Source organism: Hoyosella altamirensis (assembly GCF_014191505.1).
Classification (GTDB): domain Bacteria; phylum Actinomycetota; class Actinomycetes; order Mycobacteriales; family Mycobacteriaceae; genus Hoyosella; species Hoyosella altamirensis.
Genome location: NZ_JACHWS010000001.1, coordinates 630,179 through 653,498 on the forward strand (window position 1 = coordinate 630,179; position 23,320 = coordinate 653,498).

Here is a 23,320-nt window from a genome sequence, read left to right on the forward strand (position 1 = left end):
TCCCGCTACCATCGTTGTCGTGCCACGCCGGAACATTCCACGTCGGCGGGAGCGCGGCGGATCGTCTGCGCGCCCGCCGTTGTCGCATGCCGGGGTTTTCAGCACCAGGATCGAACGCGGTGATGGGTTTGATCCCAGTGCTGAATATTCAGTTCGTGACATACCGGGAGCGGCAGCGGCAAAGACTTACCGATGCCCTGGGTGTGACCAGATAATTCCTGCGGGTATGCCGCACGTCGTCGCATGGCGCAATATGCACGGCGGCGAAGAGGATCGTCGGCACTGGCACAAGGGCTGCTGGAACGGCAGACGGACCCGGACCGTCACTCGTCGATGGTCCTAGGGTCCGTCTGCCGTTGGTGCTCAGCCAGGTCAGGAGTGCTGTGACTCCGAGGTGGACCGTGGTGCCTGCTCAGGAGTCTGACGCCCGTTGTTGTGCTGCAGAGAAGCGATCTCACGCTTGTTCGCAGAGGTCGTTCGCGCTGCATCTTCGAGCAGGTCTCGCTCCTGATCAGTCTGGTTCATGAGACTGGGGAAGCTATCGAACTGTTCGCGCACCTTGATGATCTGCGACAGCAGCGAGTCACGTGCAGCCCCGAGATCCTCTGCGAGTTTCGATGCGTAGGAGATCCGGTCGTTGGCCTGCTGGCTGGCGGTGCGGACCCGATTATCCGCATCGGCCTGTGCTTCCTTGACGGTTCGCTCGGCCTCCTTGCGTGCCCGGTCGCGAAGTTCTTCGATCTCACGCAGAGCGGTTGTACGCTTCTCCGCCATCGTCGTGCTGAAGTCGTCCTGCTCCTGACGCTGCTGAGCGGCTGTCTCCGCCTCGATCTGGCGCCGCTTGGCCTCTGCGCCCTCGATGATGCGTTCTGCTTCTGTGCGGGCCCGCGCAAGCGTTTCTTTCTGCTCTGCCTCTAGGCGTGCGCGACGCTGGGTCCACTCCTCGTACTCCCGGTTTTGGCGAGTCTCAAGTTCGTGGGCGTTCTGCTCGGCGACAGAAACAATTTCGGCCGCTTCCGCCTGCGCATCAGCGCGTGTCTCGGCGGCTTCGTCAGCTGCAAGCCGCAGCATTCTGGCGATACGGTCGCTGACGTCGGCGGCGGACGTTGGCGTGGTGACTAGCTGGTCCACCTCCTCACGCAGCGCCTGTATGTCAGCGCGTGCCTCATCGAGTTGGTCGGCTAGGTCGTTTGCCTGCGCGGCGATCGCGTCGCGGTCAGCTGCAGTGACGCGGATTTCCGCGTCCAGCCTGCTGAGCTGCTCGTGAACTTCGGCGCGGTCGTAACCGCGCATTGCGATGCTGAACATCGTGCTTTGTGGTGTCACGTCGGTCAATCGCGCCATCTGAATCAGCCTTATCGTGCGGGTGAGCTGGGTGTCGAGCTGGGGCGGTCCGGTGACCACTCGGCTCTGATGGGACCAGTGTGCACTTAGTCACGATGATTAGTGGTTCGGCACGCCGTGCGCAGGTTCGACTAGTTCGACCAGGACCCCGCCAGCATCTTTTGGATGCAGGAAATTGATGCGTGAGTCGGCTGTACCGCGGCGCGGCTCGTCGTAAAGCAGACGGATGCCCTTAGCGCGAAAATGTTCGGCTGCGGCGTTCAGGTCGGTGACGCGGTACGCGAGCTGCTGCATGCCAGGGCCGTTGCGATCGAGAAAACGTTTGATGGTTGATTCGTCTGTTAGCGGGGAGAGAAGCTGAAGGGCTGTCGAGGTGGTGGCGCCTTGTGCCGAGTTCGCGGGCACGAGCATCGCTTCTTCGACGCCCTGGGCTTCGTTGGTTTCCCGGTGTGAAACAACCAGACCGAACGAAGCGCCGTACCAGTCGATAGCTGCATCGAGGTCGGCAACAGCGATGCCGACGTGATCGATCTGCGTGATGAGCTCAGAGATTTCAGTGGTGGACATAGAAGCAAAGGTATCGCCAGGTGCTGCGCGAGCGCACGGCAGGAGGACGCTCGGGCGTCAACGGCGGCTAGTAGCCTGGTCGTGATGCGCTCAGTGTGCAGGATCTGGGTGCCGGAAGTCCGTCCTTATGGAGGTTCACATGACGTCGTCGGTCATCGTATCGGGTGCGCGTACACCAATTGGCCGTCTGCTTGGTTCGCTCAAAGGGCTCTCCGCAGCGGACCTCGGCGGTGTCGCGATCAAAGGCGCGCTGGAAAAGTCGGGTGTGACGCCGGAGGCCGTGCAATATGTGATTCTCGGCCACGTACTGCAGGCAGGTGCGGGACAGTTGCCAGCACGGCAGGCTGCCGCGGCAGCAGGGATCCCGATGACGATCCCCTCGGTGAACGTGAACAAGGTGTGCCTGTCAGGTCTCAACGCCATCGCAGTCGCCGACCAGATGATCCGTGCCGGCGAGGCTGACGTGATCGTCGCGGGCGGTATGGAGTCGATGAGTAATGCGCCCCACCTCCTTCTGAACAGCAGGGAGGGCACTAAATACGGCGATTCCGCACTCGTCGACCATATGGCCTTCGACGGACTGCGCGATGTCTTCACCAAAGAAGCAATGGGGGCGCTGACCGAGAAGCGCAACGACAGCGACGCGGTCAGTCGCGAGGAGCAGGACGAGTTTGCTGCGACATCGCATCAGCGTGCGGCCCGGGCGTGGAAAGACGGCCTGTACGACGACGAGGTCGTGCCAGTTCCAGTCCCGCAGCGTAAGGGCGACCCTGTCGAGTTTCGGTCCGATGAGGGTGTGCGTGGCGATACGACTGCGGAATCACTCGGGCGGCTGCGTCCCGCGTTCCGCAAGGACGGCACAGTGACTGCGGGGAACGCTTCGCAAATCTCTGACGGCGCTGCTGCGGTAGTGGTTATGAGCCGGGCGAAGGCCGAGTCGCTGGGACTCGAGTGGCTCGCTGAGATCGGCCCGCACGGGATGTCTGCGGGGCCTGACTCTACGCTGCAGTCGCAGCCTTCGATGTCTATCCGGAACGCTTGTGAGAAGGCCGGTCTCACCGCATCAGAGCTGGATCTGATCGAGATCAACGAAGCTTTCGCGGCGGTCGGAATCGTCTCTGGACGCGAACTGGGTGTCACGTCCGAACGGATCAACGTCAACGGCGGTGCGATTTCGCTGGGCCATCCGCTGGGCATGTCGGGTACGAGGATTGTCCTGCATCTAGCGCTCGAACTGCAGCGCCGAGGTGGGGGTGTGGGTGCCGCCGGTCTCTGCGGAGGTGGCGGCCAGGGCGACGCACTCATCGTCCGAGTCCCCAAGCGTTAATACGACACCACGTAGTACTTGTCGGCGGTGATGAGGCAGAATGGCATTCATGCGTGAATTCTTCAACCTCAGCACCTCCGCCAAGCGTTTCCGATTCATCGCCGTTACCGAGGCGCTGACCTGGGTAGGCTTGCTTGTCGGCATGTTCTTCAAGCACGTCACCCAGACGACCGAGATCGGCGTCAAGATCTTCGGCCCGATTCACGGGCTTGCGTTCGCGCTCTTCGTAGTGATCGCGCTGGCTACTGCGCGCGAGCTTCGCTGGTCATGGCAAGTGACTGGGCTGGCTCTTCTCTCGAGCATTCCGCCCGTCGGGACTGTCGTTTTCGAATGGTGGGCAGTCCGTAAGGGGCATCTCGCCGAACTATCCAAGCGTTACCTGGGGTCGAAAACCCCGACGGAGAGTGTGCCGGTTCCGTAGGAAGGCCCCGAGAGCTAAGGAGGACGGTTCATGCTCCTCGCATTTAGTGTCAGCCCCGCGGCGGGGGACGATTCCGGCAGTGTGAGTGCGGCAGTGGCTGCGGCTATCCGCGTCGTACGTGAAAGTGGCCTGCCGCATGAGACCACCGCCATGTTCACCACCGTCGAAGGCGAATGGGACGAGGTAATGGCGGTCGTGAAGCGCGCGTGTGACGCCGTCGGCCAGTATTCGTCCCGCACCAGCCTGGTGCTCAAAGCCGATATACGCCCGGGCTTTACTGGTCAACTGCAGGCAAAAGTTGAGCGCGTGGAGTCCCTCCTCTCGGATTCGCCTGACCCATAGCGGCTGGCTTCGTGACGTACTAGTCACGGAGCCGCTTCGTGACTAAGCGCGATTTCATGCCACACTGGTTGCGTGACTCGACCTGGACCTCAGTCGGCGTCGGCCGCGAGCCGCGCTGGATCCTTCCCAAGTTCACTCGCCGGGGCCGTAGATCTTGCCGCCCTGAAGGAGCGCGCTGCTCAGAAGGCTTCGCCGACACAGCAGAATTCCGCCCGTCCGGCGCCCGGTGACGGCCCCTCGCTGATTACCGACGTAACCGAGCAGACGTTCGAATCCGATGTGATCGAGCGCTCAAACAGGGTGCTCGTCGTTGTCGACTTGTGGGCCGCGTGGGCTGAACCGTGCAAAGAGCTGTCACCAATCCTGGAGCAGCTCGCGAGCGAGGCTAACGGCAAATGGGTGCTCGCGAGAATCGACGTTGATGCGAACCCGCGCATAGCTCAGGCATTCGGTGTGCAGTCGGTACCGACCGTGGTTGCGATCGCTGGCGGGCAGCCGGTGCACGCGTTCGCAGGCATGCAGTCGGAGCCGCAGATCAGGCAGTGGCTCGGCGAGTTGCTGAAGGCAGTGGAAGGCAAACTTCCAGGCGAGGCGCAGCAAGACGCCGATGCTGTCGCTGAGCCTCCGCGTGACCCGCGGATCGAAGCCGCGGAAGATGCGCTTCAGAATGGTGATTTCGCGGCAGCTGAAGCTGCCTACGCGCAGATTCTGAATGATGAGCCGCGAAACACCGAGGCCAAGGCCGGCGCGAACCATGCACGTTTCCTCTCGAGGGTGCAGAATCTCACGCCCGAGGCCGCGGAGATCGCGGATACGAATCCGAACGATATCGACGCTCAGCTCGACGCCGCCGATTTCGAAGTGGTCAACCGCGAGCCAGAAGCGGCATTCGGACGGCTGATCGGCCTGATCAGGTCGACAGCCGGTGAGGACCGGTCACGCGTGCGTGAACGTCTGATCTCGCTGCTTGATCTGTTCGATCCCGCTGATCCGCTGGTTCTCACTGCGCGGCGAGACCTCGCTGCCGCCCTCTACTGACTCGAGCAAGAGTCCGCTCCGTGCATGATGCCGCTGCGGAAGGCTTCCACGCGGTCGAACCCGCTGGCCGTCGCTGCGCCCTCCACATCGCTGGCGATGAGGCCGTGGGCCAGCAGCTCACCGAGCGCTTCGTCGAGATCGCCGGGCGAGAGATAGATCCGCCCAATTGAGGCGTGTGCTGCCTGGCCAGCCCACGCCCCAGTCATACATGCGGCAGCGAGCGCGGCGTTCGGGCCCTGGATTGGCAGGCCACGATCGTGCAGGCTGGCGATTGCCAGCCGTGAGGCAACGATGCTGAACGCAGTGAAATCGCCCCGAATTGCGGTGGGGAACGGGCCAGGAGACAGCACTGGCTGGCCCCGTTCACTGAGGCCATCAAGATCGATTTCGAGGCCACGGTGGTCAGGGCAGTAGTTGACGGGATAGGTCCCATGGGAGCATCCGGGAGTATCTCGCTCAAAGATGAGAGCGGGCGGCGCTTCAGCGGGGAAAAGTTCGAGAAACGAGTCCGCGACGAGCCGGACAGTGCCCTCGGTTATTGGCAGCTCCCCCGTGTCGTGGGGTCCAGCGAACTCGTGCGGCACAATTGTCCGCCGCTGCTCGAGTTCATCCTCACCGATGAGGGCGCATCGTTCAGATCCCTCAGTGAAACCAAGCTGAAGTGCGGTAACCCGATCGAAACCGGAGCCGTGTCCAGTCTCTGGTGCGGTGAGGTCGTGGTCTCTGATCGCAACCATTGCTGCGAGGACAGTGCTCAAGCCCTCACCAGTGTTCAGCGTGAACCAGCGGGAGTTCCCGTCCGTCACGTGGCGGAGGTATACCCCGGCATAGCAATCAGCTTGCTGTTCCCATACGAGCAGCGGGTAGCCGCGTAGTTCCCGGTTGTTGTCGAGGAAACCCGCCTGCGCCGAAATCGCATGTCCGAACTCATGCGCCATGATGGTAGCGACTCCGAGCTGACCGAAATGCTGCTCGACATAAGGCAGCAGGACCCCTCGGTCCCAGCCGATCGAATTGTCGATCGGGCAGTACGCGGCATTTTCGAGGCCAGAGGTGGTGATTTCGCAGAAGACTCCACTGTCCGGCACCGCGGCGGCAGCGTCCCACGACAGGAAGAGCGTCAACGGTGTGAAGGGACGCGGCGAGACCGATCTGAATTCTCCGGTCCAGAATTCGTTCAGGTCACTCAGTGCGCTCATCGCGATCAGGTCAGTATCAGTCTGTGCGCCGCCAAAAGCCCTGACGGATGGTGGCGGGGCTCCATCCCGGAGCCCGTTCGGTCCGTCGGTGCCCCCGCCCGCGCCGACATCAGCTGGCTGGGAGCATGCTGTGACTAGTGCGAGCACAACGACGAAAAACGTGAATGCCCTCGAAGTATGTTCTAGGTGGGCTCTCACAGCGGTATGAACCACATGGCAGTCAGTGGCGGCAATGACAGCACAACGGAGGCGGGCCGGCCATTCCAGGGCTCGGGTTCTGCCGTGACGTAACCGAGGTTGACGTTTCCCGAGCCCCCGAACTGTTCAGCGTCGGTGTTCAGTATTTCCCGCCACCTTCCGGCGGTGGGAAGCCCAACACGGTAATCGCTTCTCAGCTGCGGGGAGAAGTTGACTATGCAGGCGACGACACGGTCGCCCGAGGCGTGCCGAAGATACGACACCACGTTGTTGCTGTTGTCGCTCGAGTCAATCCAGGAAAATCCATCAGCCGCCCCGTCACATTCCCACAGCGCGGGGTGAGTTCGGTACAGCCGGTTGAGTTCGCGGACGAGTTCGGCGATGCCAGCGTGCGGGCCAATGGCGGTGCGGTCATCACGACTTTCAAACCAGTCAAGCCCGCGCACTTCGCTCCATTCCGCCGACTGACCGAACTCTTGTCCCATGAAGAGGAGTTTCTTACCCGGATGCGCCCACATGTGACCGAGGAGCGCGCGCACGCCCGCTGCTTTGGCCGTGTCCTTCCCGGGCATACGCGACCACAACGTCCCCTTGCCGTGAACGACTTCGTCGTGGCTGAGCGGCAGAACGTAGTTCTCTGACCAGGCGTACATCAGCGCGGAGGTGATGTCGCTGTGGTGCATCGGCCGGTCGGAGTACGGCCTTGCGACGAAGTGCAGAATGTCATTCATCCAGCGCATGTTCCATTTGAATGTGAAACCTAACCCGCCCAGCGCCACTTGCCGCGTCACCTTGGGCCAGGTGGTCGAATCCTCGGCGATCATGATTGCGCCGGGCGAGTGCTGCTCGACCGCTGAGTTGAGTTGCTGCAGGAAACTGACCGCCTCGAGGTTTTCCCGGCCCCCGATCTCGTTGGGCTCCCAAGCGCCGGGCGGCCGCGAATAATCGAGATAGAGCATTGAGGCAACAGCGTCGACACGGAGACCATCCACGTGGAACTCGGTCAGCCAGTACAGCGCGTTGGCGATCAGGAAACTGCGAACCTCGGGTTTGCCCCAGTCGAAGATGTAGGTGCCCCACTCTGGGTGTTCACCGCGCTGCGGATTGGCGTGCTCGTAGAGCGCGGTTGAGTCGAAACGCGCTAGCGCCCAGTCATCGCGCGGGAAATGTGCGGGTACCCAGTCGAAGATGACGCCGATCCCGGCCCGGTGGAGCTGGTCGATGAGGAATTTCAGATCGTCAGGAGTGCCATGACGCGCGGTGGGGGCGTAGTACGAGCTCACCTGATATCCCCAGGATCCTCCGAAGGGGTGCTCGGTCAACGGCAGAAACTCGACGTGCGTGAAGCCAGCGTCGCTGACGTAGGGAATCAGCTCAGCCGCGATCTCGCGATAGGTGAGGCAACTGCCGTCATCGTGTTTGCGCCAGGACCCTGCGTGCAGTTCGTACACGCTGAGTGGCCGTTGCGGTGCGTTTGAGTGTCCCGCCTGTTCTTTGCGTGCCCGCATCCAGATCGAGTCGGCCCAAAGATAGCGGGAGGCGGTGATGCGTGACGCGTTGGCTGGCGGGATCTCCGTGGCGAACGCCATTGGGTCGGCCTTTTCGACGACGCGGCCGTCGGGTGTGTGGACGCGGAATTTGTACAGCTGTCCGATCTCTGCTCCTGGAACGAGGACTTCCCAGACCCCGGCGTCAAGCAGCCGCATCGGGAATGTGCGGCCGGACCAGCGGTCGAAATCACCGGTGACGGTGACGCCCTCCGCATGCGGTGCCCACACGGTAAATCGCACTCCGGCAGGAGATTTGGAATCCGTGCCGACTACGGGTTGCGCGCCTAGTACGTGCCACAGCTGATAGTGGATTCCTTCAGCGAAGGCTGCGAGGTCGGCGTGATTGAGGGTTGGCGCACCGCGGTAGCCGTCGCGGCCGCGGTGGCGTTCGCGCGCGTACGTGGCGGTAAGCCAATAGTCGCCGATCTCGTCTACGGGGAGCAGCGCGCCAAAGAGCCCGCCTCCCAAAGCGTCGAGCCGGGTTTGAACACAGGGGTCTCCGGGAGCCTCGAGGGTCACGCCCGAGGCGTATGGCCTCAGTGCCCGGATAAGGAGCCCGCGGGCGGTGCGGTGCACACCGAGCAGTGAGTGCGGATCACTATGGCGGCCAGCCATGAGCTGTTCGAGCTCCTCAGGCGGCGGCGCGGCGGGATGCGCTGAACCGCTCACCTCGCTGTCACACATAACTGAATCCTGCCACCTCGCTGGGGGCCCGCTGGGGCAGGGGCTCGTTGCGACGCGCCGTGTTCGTGATTGTGAGGGAAGGACAATACCGACACACGTGCCCCTCGGCGCGACGCGCGACGGTTCGTACGCCAAGATGGAGGGCGTGCAAGAACCTGATCCGGATCTGCTAATCGAATTTGACAATGTTGCGCTGCGACGTGGCCGAAACACCCTAGTTGGCCCGCTGAGCTGGCGCGTAGGGCCTGGAGAGCGCTGGGTCATACTCGGCCCGAACGGGGCGGGGAAGACCTCCTTGCTGCGGATCGCGGCGGCGGAGTTGCATCCCACCTCGGGCAGCGCTCATATTCTCGGCGAGACACTGGGCCGGACCGATGTAAGCGAGCTGCGCCCGCGCATCGGCCTCTCGTCAGCGGCTATCGCGCAGCGTGTTCCTAGCGGTGAGCGTGTGGCGGATCTCGTTGTGTCAGCGGGATACGCCGTTCTGGGACGCTGGCGTGAGCAGTACGACGAAATCGACCACGACCGTGCGCGTGAGATGCTCGCGGCGATTGGTGCCGATCACCTTGTCGACCGGCAGTACGGAACTCTGTCGGAAGGCGAGCGCAAACGCGTCCTGATAGCGCGTTCGCTGATGACCGACCCAGAACTGCTCCTGCTCGATGAGCCAGCGGCAGGCCTCGACCTCGGTGGCCGGGAAGATCTGGTGGCTCGCCTTGCGGACCTCGCGGGGGACGACATGGCTCCGGGCATCGTGCTTATCACCCATCACGTGGAGGAAGTTCCGCAGGGTTTCACACACGTGCTGATGCTGCGCGACGGCACGGATGTCGCTCAGGGCCCTCTCGACGAGGTCATGACAGCAGAGAACCTTTCGGAAACCTTCGCGCAGCCCATCGTCCTCTCAGCGGAGGACGGACGTTACTTCGCACGTCGGGACCGGCGGTAGAGTCGGCGTCTTCGTTTCTGTCAGCGGAACCGGGTAGCCTGCCTTGCATGGCTGAATTTGTCACCCTTGACGTGTCCGATGGCATCGGAACGATCCGTTTGAACCGGCCGCCGATGAATGCGCTGAACCGGCAGGTTCAAAGCGAACTGATCGATGTGTCGCGTGAGGCCACGCGCAGGGCGGATGTCAAAGCCGTCATTGTTTTCGGTGGTGAGAAGGTCTTCGCCGCTGGCGCCGACGTGAAAGAAATGGCCGACATGTCGTTCCAGGAGATGTCGGAGGCCATCGCGGGGCTTCAAGCTGGGCTTAGCGCGATCGCGTCGATTCCGAAGCCCACCGTCGCGGCGATCACCGGATACGCGCTAGGTGGCGGGCTCGAGGTCGCGCTCGGCGCGGACCGTCGTATCGCTGGCGACAACGCGAAGCTGGGGGTTCCGGAGATCCTGCTCGGCGTGATCCCAGGAGGCGGTGGAACGCAGCGTCTCGCGCGCCTGGTCGGTCCCTCACGCGCGAAAGACATGGTTTATACCGGTCGCTTCGTCAAGGCCGACGAAGCGCTGTCGATCGGCCTCGTGGACGAGGTCGTGGCCCCGGACGAGGTTTACAACGCAGCTCGCGCTTGGGCGTCTCAGTTCTCAGGGGGCGCGTCCCGGGCGCTCGCTGCTGCGAAAGCAGCGATTGATCAAGGTCTCGATACGGACCTCGACACCGGCCTCGCGATCGAGCGCCATTTGTTCGCAGGTTTGTTCGCGACTGACGATCGTTCCATCGGCATGAAATCATTTATCGAAAATGGCCCCGGCAAGGCCGAGTTCACCGGCCAATAGGCCCGTGCTCACTCTGATCCACGACGTACTGACAGGACCAGCAGACTACTATGACGACGATGTCTAGCGACGCAGACCCGACCACAGCCGCACAGGGGCCTACAAACAATGGCCACCCACCGGTGGACCCCGCTCCGCGACCCCGCGCAACCGCCGAGGAAGTGGCCGCGGCATTTGAGGACACCAAGCTTGCTCAGGTGCTTTACCACGACTGGGAAGCGGAAACATACGACGAGAAGTGGTCGATCTCGTACGACGAGCGCTGCATCGACTATGCCAGGGGCCGGTTTGAAGCGATCGCGGGTGACGAGCCGCTGCCGTATGGGCGGGCGCTCGAACTCGGTTGCGGAACGGGCTTCTTCCTGTTGAACCTCATGCAAGCCGGTGTTGCCGAAATAGGTTCGGTGACGGACCTCTCGCCCGGCATGGTCAAAGTTGCGCTGCGCAACGCGGAGCATCTCGGCCTCACCGTGGACGGGCGAGTGGCGGACGCGGAGGGAATCCCCTACGACGATGCCACGTTCGATCTTGTGGTGGGCCACGCCGTTCTGCATCACATTCCCGACGTCGAGAAGGCGCTTACCGAAGTGCTACGTGTCTTGAAGCCGGGCGGCCGCTTTCTCTTTGCAGGCGAACCGACCACCGTCGGGAACCTGTACGCCCGCAAGCTTGGCCAGGCGACGTGGTACGCAACGACCAACATCACGAAGCTGCCGATGCTTCGTACCTGGCGGCGTCCGCAGCAGGAACTCGATGAATCATCGCGGGCGGCGGCTCTGGAAGCGGTAGTTGACCTGCATACCTTCGACCCTGCGGAACTCGAGAGGATCGCAGCGTCAGCAGGCGCTGACGACGTCCGTGTGCGCACGGAAGAGTTCGCGGCCGCGCTGCTTGGCTGGCCGATCCGGACGTTCGAGGCGGCTGTTCCCGAAGAGAAGCTGACCGTCAGTTGGCGACTGTTCGCTTACCATGCGTGGAAGAAGCTCAGCTGGCTCGACGAAACGGTGCTCCGCCACATTGTGCCGAGGGGCTACTTCTACAATGCGATGATCACTGGTGTGAAGCCTGCTAGCTCGTAGAGTCGCGCTACCACGGTGGGATACCGTTTCAGCCTCGCCGACATCAGGTTTCTTCGCTCAGATCAGGGCGTGGAAGCTCTTGCGTCGGCGGCTGACCTGGAACTAAGCGAACGCAGCCTCATCGCGGATGCAGGCCATCTACGGCGGTGGTGGCCGGAGTATGCGGCTGCGCTCGCTGAGACAGTGCGATTGCGCCGTAAAGCCCGAACCAAGCTCTGCGATGCGGAGGATTGGCTCTTTACGCAGGACGCGCTCCAGCAGGCAACACCAACAGCTGTTGCCCGGCACCGAGCTGTCCGGCTCGCAAGCAGGGCGGTCCACGATGTGACCTGTTCGATCGGTGCGGATCTGCGAGAGCTATGTCGCGAATCGCGGGTGGTGATCGGCAGTGACGTCGATCCCGTCAGATTGGCGATGGCGACGGTAAACGTGCCAGATGCTCTGCTGGTCCGGGCTGATGCCCTGAAACCCTGCTCGCGAGACGCTGTGATCGTCGCGGACCCGGCACGCAGAACCGGTGCGGGCCGCACGTTTGACCCGTCAGCGCTACAACCGCCGCTACCGGATTTGGTGGACGCCTGCGCGGGCCGTGACTTCGTCGTCAAGTGTGCCCCCGGTCTCGATTACCTGAAGCTGGAGTGGAGCGGCGAGGTGGAGATCGTTTCCCTCGACGGCGCAGTCCGCGAATGCGCGCTCTGGTCTCCCGGACTGACTGAACATCCAAATCAGACTCGCGCGACGCTGCTGTCCAGCACCGGCGCCTCCTTCACGCTGACCGGCGATGAGCCGGATGATATTTCCGTCGGCCCGCCTGGACAGTGGATCGTGGATCCTGACGGTGCGATTGTGCGTGCGGGCCTGGTGCGCCACTACGCCGCACGATTTGGGCTCTGGCAGCTGGATCCGCGCATCGCGTACCTCACAGGAGACATTGTGCCCCCGGGTGCGCGCGGCCATCGTGTCCTCACCAGCGTGCCGCTGAGGGAAAAACAGGTACGCCGCGAGTTATCCAGCCGCGATTGTGGCAGCCTCGAGATCCTCGTCAGAGGCGTTGATGTTGATCCCGATGCGCTGCGGAAGCGGCTGAAACCGCGCGGCTCGCGTGCCCTGAGCCTCGTGATCACACGCATCGGCAGCCGGGCGGAAGTGTTTATCTGTGAACCGGTGGCGGCACATCAATCCGCGAGCTAGGCCATCCACGTGAATCTTTGACTCAAGTAGCGTGCGCGGCGCGCGTCGGCGTGCAACGCTCGGAACTGAAGACGAAGGGAGGCCTCGATGCGAATTGGAGTCCCTCGGGAAACCAAAAGCGGCGAGAATCGCGTGGCGCTGACGCCTGCGGCGGTGCTTGATCTTTGCGCGGCAGGACATGACGTATTTGTCGAGGTGGGCGCAGGAGCGGGATCGTCTTTCACGGATTCGGATTTCGATGCCGCTGGCGCGCAGATCGTCGGCACAGAGGATGCCTGGGCTGGCTGCGAACTAGTGGTCAAAGTCAAGGAACCGCAGCCGGAGGAGTACAGGTACCTGCGATCAGATCTCACGCTCTTCACATACCTGCATCTGGCGGCGTCCAAAGAGTGCACGGACGCGCTCGTTGCGAGTGGTGTCACCGCGCTGGGGTACGAAACGGTCGAGCTCGCCGACGGTTCACTGCCCTTGCTGACGCCTATGAGTGAAATCGCTGGCCGCCTCGCCACCCAGGTAGGTGCGTGGGCGCTGCAATCAGCTAGTGGGGGACGGGGCGTCTTGCTCGGCGGCATCGCTGGCGTCGCGCCGGCGAGCGTCGTCGTCATAGGTGCGGGCAGTGCCGGGAAGCAGGCGATCGACGTCGCGGCTGGAATGGGCGCCGATGTCACCGCGTTCGACAAGAACCCTGCGCGGCTGCGCAACTTGATGGAGCGGTACGGCAACCGGGTCCGGACGCTCATGGCGACGTCGTCGATGGTGGAGGATGCAGTTCTCCAGGCGGACCTGATTATCGGTGCCGTGCTCGTTCCGGGAGCACGTGCACCGAAACTGGTCACGAACGAGCAGGTCAGCCAGATGAAGTGGGGAAGCGTACTCGTTGACATCGCGATCGACCAGGGCGGTTGCTTCGAAGATTCCAGACCGACGACGCATGCGGAACCCACGTATCAGGTTCACGGCTCCTCGTTCTACGCCGTGACGAACATGCCCGCAGCAGTCCCGCACACTTCGACGTCGGCGCTTGTTCACGCGACACTGCCCTACATTCAGCACATTGCCCGGGACGGGTGGAAAACAGCCATTCGTGCTGATAAGGCGCTGGCACTGGGGGTCAATGTCACGGCGGGAGCAATCACGGAGGAGCCTGTCGCAGTAGCTCACGGGCTTCCCTATACGCCACTCGACGAGTCAATCTCGTAGGCTAACTCCCCATGACGAGTATGTGGGGTTCGCCGTACCGCTCGCGGTGGCGTGCGCGGAAGCAGAACGACGGCCAGGCGCGGTTTCTTTCGGTGTCATCGCTCCGCTGGGTGATCCGGAATAAGGCCTACACGCCTTGGTATCTGATTCGCTACTACCGGCTGCTGAAGTTCCGCATCTCGAACCCGCACGTCATTCTCCGTGGAATGGTGTTTCTCGGCAAGAACGTCGAGATTCATGCCACGCCCGGTCTCGGCAGACTCGAAATCGGGCGCTGGGTACATATCGGCGATGGGAACGCCATCCGCTGCCACGAGGGATCGTTGCGGATAGGCGACAAGGTTGTGTTCGGTCGGCAGAACGTCGTCAACACCTACCTCGATATCGAATTTGGCGACGCCGCGCTGATCGCTGACTGGTGCTACATCTGTGATTTCGACCATGTCATCGAAGACATCAACATGCCCATCAAGGATCAAGGCATAGTCAAGGGGCCTACGCGGATCGGCGCCGATACCTGGATTGCCACCAAAGTGACGGTGCTGCGTAACACCGCTGTGGGACGTGGCTGTGTCCTCGGAGCCCACGCCGTGGTCAAAGGGGTGATTCCAGACTTCAGCATCGCAGTAGGCGCGCCCGCGAAGGTTGTCAAGAACCGAAAAGACATGTGGGAGAAGTCAGCGGAGGAGCGGCGCAAGCACGCAGAAGCACTGGCAGACATCGAACGAAAGAAGCTCGGTGACGTGCGTGACGTCGGATAAGCCCACCGAGCGCATCTAAGGCGCAAGGCCCCGTGCGCGCCCTGGTGATTGCCAGCGCGAGCACGAGGCCGAATGCCCGGTTGAGAGCCTGCTTATTCTGCAGATTCTTTCGATTCGCGGCCCTTGAACTCCTCCATGCTGTGATAAACACCGAGGACCCGTCCAGCCAGGAAGTCCCATGCCTTCGTAGGCAGTACGCCCTTGAGGCCCTTCGACAGCAGCACCGTCTTAGGCAGGAATATCAGCGGAGTGCCGTTCTTCATGCCTTCCCAGCTCTTGTCGACGACTTCCTGCGGCTTCAGGATAGGAGCCAGCAGTGGGCCTTTCGCGCCTTCGAACATGCCGGTGTCGATGTAGCTCGGGCACACAGTGGTCACCTTGACATGCTTGTGGCCCTCCTGCTCGAGTTCGAGACGGACGGAGTCGCTCCAGCCCAGCGCAGCCCACTTGGAGCCGGCGTATACCGACATCTTCGGGTTCGCAACGGTGCCTGCCGCGCTGGCGAGGTTGATGATGCGTGACTCGTCCTCACGCTCGAGCATCCCGTTGATGAAAGCGCGCGTGATGTACATCGGTGCGAGCACGTTGATGTCGATCGTGAACTTGGTGTCACGGATGTTGTCGTGGTCCCAGAAGTGCTTGCCCCGAACAACTCCTGCGTTGTTGATCAGTACGTGCGGTGCACCGTACTGTTCGTTGACTTCCTGAGCGGCCTTCTCAATCTGGTCGAGATCGGCGACATCGACAACCTGAGCATGGACCTTGCCGCCGGCCTCTTCGAGAGCCGCGGCTGTCTTCTCGAGCTCCGCTGCGTTGATGTCCCAGACAATGACGTAATCGGCGCCGTCTTTGACTGCCTTCTCGGCAAACAGACGGCCCATTCCCATGGCCGCACCCGTGACTAGCACGGTCTTACCCTTCACTGAAAAACCCATAGCGGTCAGCCTATCCCTTGTGATTGAAGTATGGTGAACCGCTCCGCAGGGTGGAGGGAGCCGCTCAGCGTCCTGGCAGTGGGCGCTCGACGATAGTGGGGCGCGCCAGGGTCCGGTGTGGACGTTTGCTCGTCGTCTTGTATACCTCAGATGTAGCAAACGAAACCGAGGACCAGTCGAATTCCCGAGTGAGACGTCTGCGCGCCGCCTCGGCCATATGTTGCGTCAGTTCGGGCTCGTCGAGTGCATTCCGGATGCAGCTTGCCAGGCCTGCCGTATCGCCCGGAGCGAACGTCCGGCCGGTCACCCCGTCGATCACGGCCTCACCGAGGCCGCCAGCGGTTGAGGTGATGAGCGGCGCCCCGGTTGCTGCCGCCTCGAGAGCGACAATGCCGAACGGCTCGTAGCGGCTGGGCAGCAGGATCGCATCGGTCGTGTAGAGCCAGTCCAGCAACCCGTCATGATCAAGAGTTCCGGCAAATTTGACTGCGCGGGCCACACGGGACTCGCGGGCGCATTGCATGAGCCACTCAAGCTGCGTCCCGGAGCCCGCGACCGTCAGTGTCGTGCCGGGGTGAGTTTTCCGGACCTCGCGCAATGCCTTGATCGCGTCCTGCACGCCTTTCTCGTATTCCAGCCGGCCCGCATAGAACAAGCGAGCGGGGCCGCTGTGCGCTACCCGCGGCTGGTAAGCCCATGTAGCCGTGTCTATGCCGTTGTGGATAACAGTTACTGGCGAGAGAGCGGGCCCGAACAGCGCACACACTTCGTCTCGCATCGACGCGGAGCAGGTGATCAGCGCATCGGCTGCGTTCGCCAGCCACCACTCGACTGAATGGACCTGTTTATTGATGCGGCCCGACACCCAGCCGCTGTGCCGTCCAGCCTCTGTTGCGTGGATCGTCGCGACAAGTGGCACGCGGAGGTGTTCGCTGAGCGCGACCGACGGATGCGCGACGAGCCAGTCGTGAGCGTGGATGACGTCAGGCCGCCACTCTTCGCTCAGCTGCAGGCCCGCACGGACCATCGCGTGCCCCATGGCGAGGGTCCAGGCGATCATGTCTTCGCCAAAGATCAGGTGCGGCGGATCTTCGGCGACCGCGAGGACTCGTACACCTTCGGCGTATGTGTCGGATGTTGGGTGCGTTGACGCATCAGTTCCGGAGGGCTGACGTGACAGCACGACGACCTCATTACCAGCTTCGGCCAGGTGTACAGCCAGGTTGTGGACATGCCGTCCGAGGCCGCCCACGACGACGGGCGGATACTCCCAGGAAACGATGAGGACTTTCATCGAGCTACCTCACTTCCTGCCGTGAGCAGACGGCTATCAAGTCCCGGGAACAGGCCGTCAGCATGCCGCCACCCTGCGGCGAGTGCGTGGGCGCGGGCTTCGTCGCCGCTCAGCGCAGCGGCCGCGATCTCGCGCGCGGCGTGTGCATGTTTGTGCGCGCGGTCGCGTGCGTAGTCCACCGCTGAGTCCTTGGTGACCATAAAGGCCCAGTCACTGGCGAGGCAGAGCAGGGCCTCCCGGATTATCTGATCCGACACGGCGTCCCGGGTGCTTCGGGGCAGATGTTCGGCCCGCTTCTTTACTGCCGTCAGCGCGAGTTCCGCGACCTCGGCGTTGAGCTGAACGAGGTCCTGGACATCGTCACCGGCCCACACCCGCCAGTCCTTGCCGGACCCCCAGGAGGAGTCCGGAAGCTGCACTGGGGCGCCAACGTAACCGCCGTCGATGGCGTCCTGCAGGGTCCCGACCTGGATACCCGCCTCGGGCAGCCGCCGCAGCACGAGCTCAAGCCATTCGGGTCCTTCATGCCACCAGTGGCCGAAGAGTTCGGTGTCGAAGGCGGCAACGACTAGCGCTGGACGCCCGATGCGCGCCGACTCGTCAGCGAGCCGCCGCCGGACTATCTCGACGAAGTCATCGGCGTGCTCGTCGAGCGCGGCGGCAGCGCGGTGCGGATCGTACGGAGCCTTGCGCTCGGCAGGAGTGTTCTTGCTCGTCACGCGCGCGGGCTTCAGTCCAGTGGGGTGGTGATAACTGTGGAAGTCTCGGTAATCGCGGTGCCCCGGATACCCGGACTTCGGCGACCATACGCGGTAGCTGACCTGCAGATCGCGGCCGAAAGCGACTACCCCGGATGTTCCGACGGGGCGTCCGAGGCTGGTGTCACCGCGCAGGCTCGGTCCGTCAACGAGGAAGTGCGACACTCCGCTGCGCTGGTACAGCGACTCGAGGCCTTGCGTGTATGCGCACTCTGGTGCCCAAATCCCCGCGGGTTGTGTGCCGAAACGCTGTCGAGCATCTCGAAGCCCCTGCTGGAGCGCGAAAGACCTGAGTTCTGGGTCCAGTAGGGGCTGGAACGGGTGCGTCAGCGGCCCGCCGAGCAGCTCAATCGCACCCGCGTCGGTGAGAGACCGAATGAGGCCTGCTCCGCCGTGGCGCCAGTTTTCTTCGAAGTCTGCGAGGGCTGCGGCGGAGGCGCGATGCTCGCGGCCGCCGAGCCGTCGCAACGACGCCGCTGATGCGGCGCCGCTATCGCCTGCGCGGGGTGTGGCAAGTGCTGCTTCGTGGCTACGCAGCTGCCAATTACCGAGCCAGTCATGCATGCCCGCGAGGGTGTACGGGTCGTCAAGCTGGGCGGCGAGGACTGGGGTGACGCCCAGACTGACCAGCCGTGACCGGCCTTCGTCGGCGAGGCGGCGAAGAACACTGAAGACCGGCTGATATGTCGCCGCCCACGATTGGTAAAGCCATTCCTCGCCTACGGGCCAGCGGCCGTGGTGCGCGAGCCATGGCAAATGGCTGTGCAGAACCAGGCAGAACATGCCCGGCACGCTGCCCTCGCTGTGATTCTTCGCGGAACTGGGGTGCACGGTTGTGGATGTCACCCCTTCACCGCGATAGCGACGAGATCGAGGCTGGCGTCAATGTCGGCTTCTAAGAGAACGAAATCGTCTGCGGTCACCCCCGCTACGTCCGCGCTCAGTGCTTCCGGCCACGGCGTTCCAGCGACGGCATATTTGAGTTGCTCGTCGATGAGGGAGCCGCCGTAGCGGGTGTCGAGTTCTTTGAGGCGGCCGCCATGGTGAACGCCGGTCATTGTCGTAAGATCGAACCCGCCGTCGGACAGCAGTTCCGCGAGCTCGGACGCGGACAATTCGCGCGTGTGGAACGGGTTGAGCGGGGTCTCGCGACCAGGGGAGAAGGTGATGCGGTTTGGTGTTGAAATAAGCAGTTCACCACCAGGGCGAAGCACCCGGTGGCATTCCTTGATGAACTGCAGCTGGTCCCAAAGATGTTCGATCACTTGAAAATTCACGACGACATCGACGGAATCATCCGCGAGGGGGAGCGCAGCGAGGTTCGAGCGGACCGGCGTGATCGCTGGGTATCGCCGACCGGCATGCTCCGCGGCCTGCTGGTCGTAGTCGAGGCCGATCACGCGGTCCGCAGCGTCGGCGAGCAAAGCGGCGCCGTACCCTTCGCCGAAGCCCGCGTCGACCACGACTTTGCCGGTACACCGAGCTAAAAGGTCTAGGTAGACGATCTCGTGACGCCTGAACCAGTAGTTCTCTTCAGCAATACCGGGCACGGTTCGCTCACCGGTGAGGGGGAGGTGCTCGGAGGGTGCGGTATCGCGTGCAGGGTCGCGCTCGGGGAGATCAGTCATTGCGCCGGTGAAATCAGTCACCCACGCAGACTACGACCACTGCGGCGTAACTCTCGAATCTCTCTGGCACCCGCTACTGCCATTCTCACGATCAATAGAGTATGTTCACCTTGGTACTTGCACATAAGTTACTCGCCGGTAACATAGGTGTGGGTAGTGGTCATCGCGAGACGCGACGACCGAAGAGTTACCGGAGCCTGAATTTTCCACCACTCGCAGGAGGTCAAGTAAGACCCATGACAAATGTAGTCGTCTTGATCAAGCAGGTCCCCGACACATGGTCTGAGCGCAAACTGAGGGAAGATGATTACACCCTCGACCGTGACGCTGCTGACCCTGTGCTCGACGAGATCAATGAGCGTGCAGTTGAAGAAGCGCTCCTCATCAAGGAAAAGCATGGCGGCGAGGTGACTGTGCTTTGTGCCGGGCCTGATCGTGCAACCGATGCCATCCGCAAGGCCCTATCAATGGGCGCGGACAAGGCGATCCACGTGAACGACGAGTCACTCCACGGAAGCGACGCAATCCAGACGGCGTACGTTCTCGCCGCGGCTCTTGGCACCGTTGAAGGCACCGAGATTGTCATCACGGGTAACGAGGCCACGGACGGCCGGGTCGGTTCGATTCCCGCGATGATTTCCTACTACCTCGGCATTCCGCAGCTTACGCACCTGCGCAAGCTGGATATCGAGGGCGAGAAGGTCACCGGCGAGCGCGAGACTGACGAAGGTGTTTTCGCCCTCGAAGCGTCACTTCCCGCGATCGTGAGCGTCAACGAGAAGATCAATGAGCCGCGCTTCCCGTCCTTCAAGGGCATCATGGCCGCGAAGAAGAAGCCCATCGAGACCCTGACGCTGGCTGACCTGGGTGTTGAGGCTGATGTCGCGGGTGTCGCGAATGCCGCGACGACGGTGACGGGCGCGACACCGAAGCCACCGCGTGCTGCAGGTGAGAAGGTCGCCGACGAGGGTGACGGCGGCAACGCGGTCGCGAAGTACCTCATCGGCCAGAAGATCATCTGATCCTCGCCCCTCAATCACCAGACAGCGCAAACAAGGAGTCGTATCAATGGCAGAAGTACTTGTGCTCGTTGAGCACTTTGAGGGTGCTCTGAAGAAGGTCACCAGCGAACTGATCACCGCTGCCCGGAACATCGGTGAGCCATCGGCAGTCGTCGCTGGCGCGCCGGGGACCGCAGCCGCACTCGCGGATGACCTCAAAGCCGCCGGTGCGGAGAAGATCTACGTCGCCGAGTCTGACGACGTTGAAACCGTTCTCATCACGCCGAAGGTTGACGTGCTCGCCGCGCTCGTCGAGCAGGTGAGCCCAGCAGCAGTGATCACTGCAGCGACAATCGAAGGCAAGGAAGTTTCCGGGCGTCTCGCCGCGGCGATCGACGCTGCGCTTCTCGTCGACGTCACCGAAGTCCGTTCAGACGGATCGGCTAACCACTCCATCTTCGGTGGTGCGTGGAACGTCGACGCCAAGGCATCAGGTGACCGTATCCCGGTCATCAGCGTGCGTCCGGGCGCAGTGGAAGCCGAGCCGCAGGCAGGTGCTGGTGAGCAGGTCACCGTCGAGGTGCCCGCCCAGGAAGAAGGCATTACCCGGATCACGAAGCGCGACCCTGTCGTTGCTGGCGATCGTCCGGAACTCACTGAAGCCACCATTGTTGTTTCCGGTGGCCGCGGTGTCGGCAGCGCCGAGAAGTTCTCAGTCGTAGAGGAACTCGCCGATGCACTCGGCGCAGCAGTCGGCGCTTCCCGCGCCGCTGTCGACTCGGGTTACTACCCGGGCCAGTTCCAGGTCGGCCAGACCGGTAAGACGGTTTCGCCGAACCTCTACGTCGCGCTGGGTATCTCTGGTGCCATCCAGCACCGTGCGGGTATGCAGACGTCCAAGACCATCATCGCGGTCAACAAGGACGAGGAAGCCCCGATCTTCGAGATCGCGGACTACGGCATCATTGGCGACCTGTTCAATGTGGCTCCGCAGCTCACCGAAGCGGTGAAGAAGCACAAGGGCTGAGATCGTCAGACAGTCAGTCAGAGCCCCGGCTTAGGCCGGGGCTCTTGCTGTCTCGGGACTAGTTTCTGTCTAGTTCACGCTCTCGTTTCGCTCCGGTCGCACACCGCTCCACAGTGCGTCATCTCGGACGAAACGTTCATCGGCGCGGCACAACGCTGTCACCTTCGCGTCGCCCGCGCGCCTATCTGCCTCGGTAGACACCGAGTTATGACCACTTCCTCGGTGCTGATACCGGCCCCGGCCGTACGACGCGACATCGCTCCGAACGGGCCCAAGGGGCCGCGCTACTCACTGGTGCTCTCCACGGATCGCGCCGACATCCGCGCTGTGCAGACGTTGCGCTATGAGATATTCCGGTCGGAACCGGGATTCAGCGATTCGATAGGGGAGGACGGTCGCGATGCCGATCGCTTCGACGAGTTCTGCGACCACCTTCTTGTGCGGGACGAGTCGAACGGCGAAATCATCGGCTGCTACCGGATGCTGCCGCCTGAAGCCGCGCATGCTGCTGGTGGCTACTACACCTCAACGGAATTCCGGCTTACGGGTTTTGATGGCATCATGCCGTCGACAGTTGAGATGGGCCGTGCCTGCGTCCATCCCGAACACCGGAATGGAGCTGTCCTCAGCCTTATGTGGGCGGGGATCCTGCAGTATTTGACCCTGACAGGAAACGCGTGGGTGCTCGGTTGCGTCTCAGTGCCAGTGCAGTTCAGCCCCGGTGATGTGCCCGGTGCGAATGTTCGTGCCGTACGTGACGTCCTTCATGCGCGGCACCGTTGTCCACCACCAATGGACGCTCACCCTTTCCGGCCGGTGGTGCTCGACGGGCGGGGACTGGACGAGATCGCTGCTCCGGAGCGGGTTCGAATGCCTCCTCTGCTGCGCGGGTATCTGCGACTCGGAGCCCGTATCTGTGGGGAGCCGGCTTACGATCCCGCCTTTGGTGTGGCCGATTTCGTCACTGTGCTCGGGGTGCGGCACGCAAATCAGCGGTATCTCGAACGCCTCCGGTCGGCAGCCACGAGTTCGTCAGCGCCAGGGGACAACCGATGAGCCTTCCGCAAGGTTTTCACGTGACCACTGCGCACGCGTGGATGCCACTGAGCCCGTGCGGTGCGGGATGTATCCCGCCCGATCGACCAGGTGCTGGTCGCTGGATTGCTGCCACGCGACTCTTCCGCACCGCGGGGGTGCTCGCAGCGGCGCCTGCGCTCTTCACGGTTCAGCCGCTGCTTCCGGGAGCTCAGCGAGTGCGTCTGCAGTGCGCGTTCTCTCGTCTGCTGCTCGCAAGTCTCGGGTTGCGGATTGTCGTGGTAGATAAAACGGGCGGCGTGCACCCGCAGCAACGGGGCGTGCTGATTGTCGCCAACCACGTTTCGTGGCTTGATCCGGTGGTGATATCCGCGATAGCGCCGAGTTCCTTCGTCGCACGAGCAGACATGCTCACCTGGCCGGTGATCGGTCAGCTAGCGCGATGGGCCAGGACGATTCCGATTGCGCGTGAGAATTTGCGGGCACTTCCCGGAACGCTGCACGAAGTGACGCGGAGGCTGCGGGCCGGACATCGGGTTGCGGTCTTCCCTGAGGGCACCACCTGGTGCGGCCGGTCCTGGGGCACATTTCGTCCAGCGTTCTTCCAAGCGGCTTTCGATTCGGCGGCGAGTGTCGCGCCTGTCCATATTCGATACACCGACGCGGCCGGGAAGTTGAGGACGGAGCCGTGCTTCGTCGGCGACGATGGTTTCGCGCAGGCATTTCTGCGCGTCCTCCGACTCCGCGACACCACAGTGGAGATCACCCTTCTGCAGCACGAACCGCCAATCGGGGACAGGAAGACGCTTGCGGCACGGTGCCAGGCGCACTTACGGGAGTCCAGCTTCGCGCAGGTGACCTTCGACGGATCTTTCTCGCCGGATCCCATCGTGGCGTGATTCGGGGCATGGGAGGCCCCGCCCGAATGTGCTCGCGCACGGTATTCGTTTCTCGAGGGGGTGCGG

23 protein-coding genes are annotated in these 23,320 nt (G+C 62.8%); 15 read left to right on the top strand and 8 right to left on the bottom strand.

Going from position 1 to position 23,320, the window contains the following annotated elements; all coding sequences use genetic code 11:
• Positions 1-19 precede the first annotated feature (19 nt).
• Complete coding sequence (locus tag FHU29_RS03070) at positions 20-343, top strand: hypothetical protein (protein WP_074390853.1); 324 nt, start codon at positions 20-22, stop codon at positions 341-343.
• Positions 344-372: 29 nt separating this feature from the next.
• Here the strand turns inward: FHU29_RS03070 and FHU29_RS03075 are convergent, their stop codons facing one another.
• Together FHU29_RS03075 and mce are read right to left on the bottom strand one after the other, a co-directional pair.
• Positions 373-1,344 (bottom strand): coiled-coil domain-containing protein, encoded by a 972-nt coding sequence (locus FHU29_RS03075; RefSeq protein ID WP_157095058.1) that lies wholly within the window; start codon positions 1,342-1,344, stop codon positions 373-375.
• Positions 1,345-1,443: 99 nt separating this feature from the next.
• Entirely contained in the window at positions 1,444-1,911 is a 468-nt protein-coding gene (mce, locus tag FHU29_RS03080; RefSeq protein ID WP_064440117.1) for a methylmalonyl-CoA epimerase, read from the bottom strand.
• Positions 1,912-2,050: 139 nt separating this feature from the next.
• Between mce and FHU29_RS03085 the strand changes: the two genes are divergently transcribed.
• The 4 genes from FHU29_RS03085 to FHU29_RS03100 all read left to right on the top strand — a co-directional run bounded on the left by FHU29_RS03085 (position 2,051) and on the right by FHU29_RS03100 (position 5,039).
• Positions 2,051-3,238 carry an acetyl-CoA C-acetyltransferase gene (locus tag FHU29_RS03085; RefSeq protein ID WP_064440118.1) on the top strand — a complete coding sequence of 396 codons (1,188 nt, stop codon included), beginning with the start codon at positions 2,051-2,053 and terminating at the stop codon, positions 3,236-3,238.
• Between the two features lie 40 nt (positions 3,239-3,278).
• The gene (locus tag FHU29_RS03090; RefSeq protein ID WP_064440119.1) at positions 3,279-3,659 is read left to right on the top strand and encodes a DUF3817 domain-containing protein; all 381 of its coding nucleotides are present in this window, start codon (positions 3,279-3,281) and stop codon (positions 3,657-3,659) included.
• Positions 3,660-3,689: 30 nt separating this feature from the next.
• Positions 3,690-4,001: an MTH1187 family thiamine-binding protein gene (locus tag FHU29_RS03095; RefSeq protein ID WP_064440120.1), complete on the top strand. Its 312-nt coding sequence runs from the start codon at positions 3,690-3,692 to the stop codon at positions 3,999-4,001.
• A 72-nt stretch (positions 4,002-4,073) separates the two neighbouring features.
• On the top strand, positions 4,074-5,039 hold the full coding sequence (locus FHU29_RS03100) for a tetratricopeptide repeat protein (protein ID WP_083962287.1): 966 nt from the start codon (positions 4,074-4,076) through the stop codon (positions 5,037-5,039).
• On the opposite strand, the gene FHU29_RS03105 is transcribed toward FHU29_RS03100, so the two are convergent.
• Together FHU29_RS03105 and glgB are read right to left on the bottom strand one after the other, a co-directional pair.
• Positions 5,033-6,451, bottom strand: coding sequence for a neutral zinc metallopeptidase (locus tag FHU29_RS03105; protein ID WP_341478956.1), 1,419 nt, complete (start codon positions 6,449-6,451; stop codon positions 5,033-5,035). The two genes, FHU29_RS03100 and FHU29_RS03105, sit on opposite strands and share 7 nt — an antisense overlap.
• Positions 6,433-8,670: a 1,4-alpha-glucan branching protein GlgB gene (gene glgB, locus FHU29_RS03110; protein ID WP_064440122.1), complete on the bottom strand. Its 2,238-nt coding sequence runs from the start codon at positions 8,668-8,670 to the stop codon at positions 6,433-6,435. Before glgB ends, FHU29_RS03105 begins: the two co-directional genes overlap by 19 nt.
• A 136-nt stretch (positions 8,671-8,806) precedes the next feature.
• Here glgB and FHU29_RS03115 point away from each other — a divergent pair, with 136 nt between their 5' ends.
• The 6 genes from FHU29_RS03115 (at position 8,807) to FHU29_RS03140 (ending at position 14,677) form a co-directional block, all read left to right on the top strand.
• Positions 8,807-9,619, top strand: coding sequence for an ABC transporter ATP-binding protein (locus FHU29_RS03115; RefSeq protein WP_064440338.1), 813 nt, complete (start codon positions 8,807-8,809; stop codon positions 9,617-9,619).
• A gap of 47 nt (positions 9,620-9,666) precedes the next feature.
• Positions 9,667-10,446: an enoyl-CoA hydratase/isomerase family protein gene (locus FHU29_RS03120; RefSeq protein ID WP_064440123.1), complete on the top strand. Its 780-nt coding sequence runs from the start codon at positions 9,667-9,669 to the stop codon at positions 10,444-10,446.
• A gap of 59 nt (positions 10,447-10,505) precedes the next feature.
• Entirely contained in the window at positions 10,506-11,525 is a 1,020-nt protein-coding gene (locus tag FHU29_RS03125; protein WP_423785861.1) for a class I SAM-dependent methyltransferase, read from the top strand.
• A 15-nt stretch (positions 11,526-11,540) separates the two neighbouring features.
• Positions 11,541-12,716 carry a THUMP-like domain-containing protein gene (locus FHU29_RS03130; RefSeq protein WP_064440124.1) on the top strand — a complete coding sequence of 392 codons (1,176 nt, stop codon included), beginning with the start codon at positions 11,541-11,543 and terminating at the stop codon, positions 12,714-12,716.
• Between the two features lie 87 nt (positions 12,717-12,803).
• Positions 12,804-13,916, top strand: a complete 1,113-nt coding sequence (gene ald, locus FHU29_RS03135) for an alanine dehydrogenase (RefSeq protein ID WP_064440125.1) — start codon at positions 12,804-12,806, stop codon at positions 13,914-13,916.
• Between the two features lie 11 nt (positions 13,917-13,927).
• Positions 13,928-14,677 carry an acyltransferase gene (locus FHU29_RS03140; RefSeq protein ID WP_064440126.1) on the top strand — a complete coding sequence of 250 codons (750 nt, stop codon included), beginning with the start codon at positions 13,928-13,930 and terminating at the stop codon, positions 14,675-14,677.
• Between the two features lie 92 nt (positions 14,678-14,769).
• Here the strand turns inward: FHU29_RS03140 and FHU29_RS03145 are convergent, their stop codons facing one another.
• From FHU29_RS03145 to FHU29_RS03160, 4 genes are all read right to left on the bottom strand, one after another.
• Positions 14,770-15,612, bottom strand: coding sequence for an SDR family NAD(P)-dependent oxidoreductase (locus FHU29_RS03145; protein ID WP_064440127.1), 843 nt, complete (start codon positions 15,610-15,612; stop codon positions 14,770-14,772).
• 64 nt (positions 15,613-15,676) lie between these two features.
• Positions 15,677-16,906, bottom strand: a complete 1,230-nt coding sequence (locus FHU29_RS03150) for a glycosyltransferase family 4 protein (RefSeq protein WP_064440128.1) — start codon at positions 16,904-16,906, stop codon at positions 15,677-15,679.
• Positions 16,903-18,447: a 1,4-alpha-glucan branching protein domain-containing protein gene (locus tag FHU29_RS03155; RefSeq protein WP_064440340.1), complete on the bottom strand. Its 1,545-nt coding sequence runs from the start codon at positions 18,445-18,447 to the stop codon at positions 16,903-16,905. Before FHU29_RS03155 ends, FHU29_RS03150 begins: the two co-directional genes overlap by 4 nt.
• Before the next feature lie 59 nt (positions 18,448-18,506).
• Positions 18,507-19,292 carry a class I SAM-dependent methyltransferase gene (locus FHU29_RS03160; RefSeq protein WP_064440341.1) on the bottom strand — a complete coding sequence of 262 codons (786 nt, stop codon included), beginning with the start codon at positions 19,290-19,292 and terminating at the stop codon, positions 18,507-18,509.
• A gap of 236 nt (positions 19,293-19,528) precedes the next feature.
• Between FHU29_RS03160 and FHU29_RS03165 the strand changes: the two genes are divergently transcribed.
• The 4 genes from FHU29_RS03165 to FHU29_RS03180 all read left to right on the top strand — a co-directional run bounded on the left by FHU29_RS03165 (position 19,529) and on the right by FHU29_RS03180 (position 23,254).
• Entirely contained in the window at positions 19,529-20,314 is a 786-nt protein-coding gene (locus FHU29_RS03165) for an electron transfer flavoprotein subunit beta/FixA family protein (RefSeq protein WP_064440129.1), read from the top strand.
• A 46-nt stretch (positions 20,315-20,360) separates the two neighbouring features.
• Positions 20,361-21,320 carry an electron transfer flavoprotein subunit alpha/FixB family protein gene (locus FHU29_RS03170; RefSeq protein ID WP_064440130.1) on the top strand — a complete coding sequence of 320 codons (960 nt, stop codon included), beginning with the start codon at positions 20,361-20,363 and terminating at the stop codon, positions 21,318-21,320.
• Positions 21,321-21,527: 207 nt separating this feature from the next.
• Positions 21,528-22,376: a GNAT family N-acetyltransferase gene (locus tag FHU29_RS03175; protein WP_064440131.1), complete on the top strand. Its 849-nt coding sequence runs from the start codon at positions 21,528-21,530 to the stop codon at positions 22,374-22,376.
• Positions 22,377-22,396: 20 nt separating this feature from the next.
• Positions 22,397-23,254: a lysophospholipid acyltransferase family protein gene (locus FHU29_RS03180; RefSeq protein ID WP_183377461.1), complete on the top strand. Its 858-nt coding sequence runs from the start codon at positions 22,397-22,399 to the stop codon at positions 23,252-23,254.
• Positions 23,255-23,320: the final 66 nt, after the last annotated feature.

Bases quoted from the DNA above. Each gene is read 5' to 3' on its own strand.
- FHU29_RS03075 (WP_157095058.1), bottom strand. From the start codon at position 1,344: ATGGCGCGATTGACCGACGTGACACCACAAAGCACGATGTTCAGCATC.
- mce (WP_064440117.1), bottom strand. From the start codon at position 1,911: ATGTCCACCACTGAAATCTCTGAGCTCATCACGCAGATCGATCACGTC.
- FHU29_RS03085 (WP_064440118.1), top strand. From the start codon at position 2,051: ATGACGTCGTCGGTCATCGTATCGGGTGCGCGTACACCAATTGGCCGT.
- FHU29_RS03090 (WP_064440119.1), top strand. From the start codon at position 3,279: ATGGCATTCATGCGTGAATTCTTCAACCTCAGCACCTCCGCCAAGCGT.
- FHU29_RS03095 (WP_064440120.1), top strand. From the start codon at position 3,690: ATGCTCCTCGCATTTAGTGTCAGCCCCGCGGCGGGGGACGATTCCGGC.
- glgB (WP_064440122.1), bottom strand. From the start codon at position 8,670: ATGTGTGACAGCGAGGTGAGCGGTTCAGCGCATCCCGCCGCGCCGCCG.
- FHU29_RS03115 (WP_064440338.1), top strand. From the start codon at position 8,807: ATGGAGGGCGTGCAAGAACCTGATCCGGATCTGCTAATCGAATTTGAC.
- FHU29_RS03120 (WP_064440123.1), top strand. From the start codon at position 9,667: ATGGCTGAATTTGTCACCCTTGACGTGTCCGATGGCATCGGAACGATC.
- FHU29_RS03125 (WP_423785861.1), top strand. From the start codon at position 10,506: ATGTCTAGCGACGCAGACCCGACCACAGCCGCACAGGGGCCTACAAAC.
- ald (WP_064440125.1), top strand. From the start codon at position 12,804: ATGCGAATTGGAGTCCCTCGGGAAACCAAAAGCGGCGAGAATCGCGTG.
- FHU29_RS03140 (WP_064440126.1), top strand. From the start codon at position 13,928: ATGACGAGTATGTGGGGTTCGCCGTACCGCTCGCGGTGGCGTGCGCGG.
- FHU29_RS03145 (WP_064440127.1), bottom strand. From the start codon at position 15,612: ATGGGTTTTTCAGTGAAGGGTAAGACCGTGCTAGTCACGGGTGCGGCC.
- FHU29_RS03150 (WP_064440128.1), bottom strand. From the start codon at position 16,906: ATGAAAGTCCTCATCGTTTCCTGGGAGTATCCGCCCGTCGTCGTGGGC.
- FHU29_RS03155 (WP_064440340.1), bottom strand. From the start codon at position 18,447: ATGTTCTGCCTGGTTCTGCACAGCCATTTGCCATGGCTCGCGCACCAC.
- FHU29_RS03160 (WP_064440341.1), bottom strand. From the start codon at position 19,292: ATGACTGATCTCCCCGAGCGCGACCCTGCACGCGATACCGCACCCTCC.
- FHU29_RS03165 (WP_064440129.1), top strand. From the start codon at position 19,529: ATGACAAATGTAGTCGTCTTGATCAAGCAGGTCCCCGACACATGGTCT.
- FHU29_RS03170 (WP_064440130.1), top strand. From the start codon at position 20,361: ATGGCAGAAGTACTTGTGCTCGTTGAGCACTTTGAGGGTGCTCTGAAG.
- FHU29_RS03175 (WP_064440131.1), top strand. From the start codon at position 21,528: ATGACCACTTCCTCGGTGCTGATACCGGCCCCGGCCGTACGACGCGAC.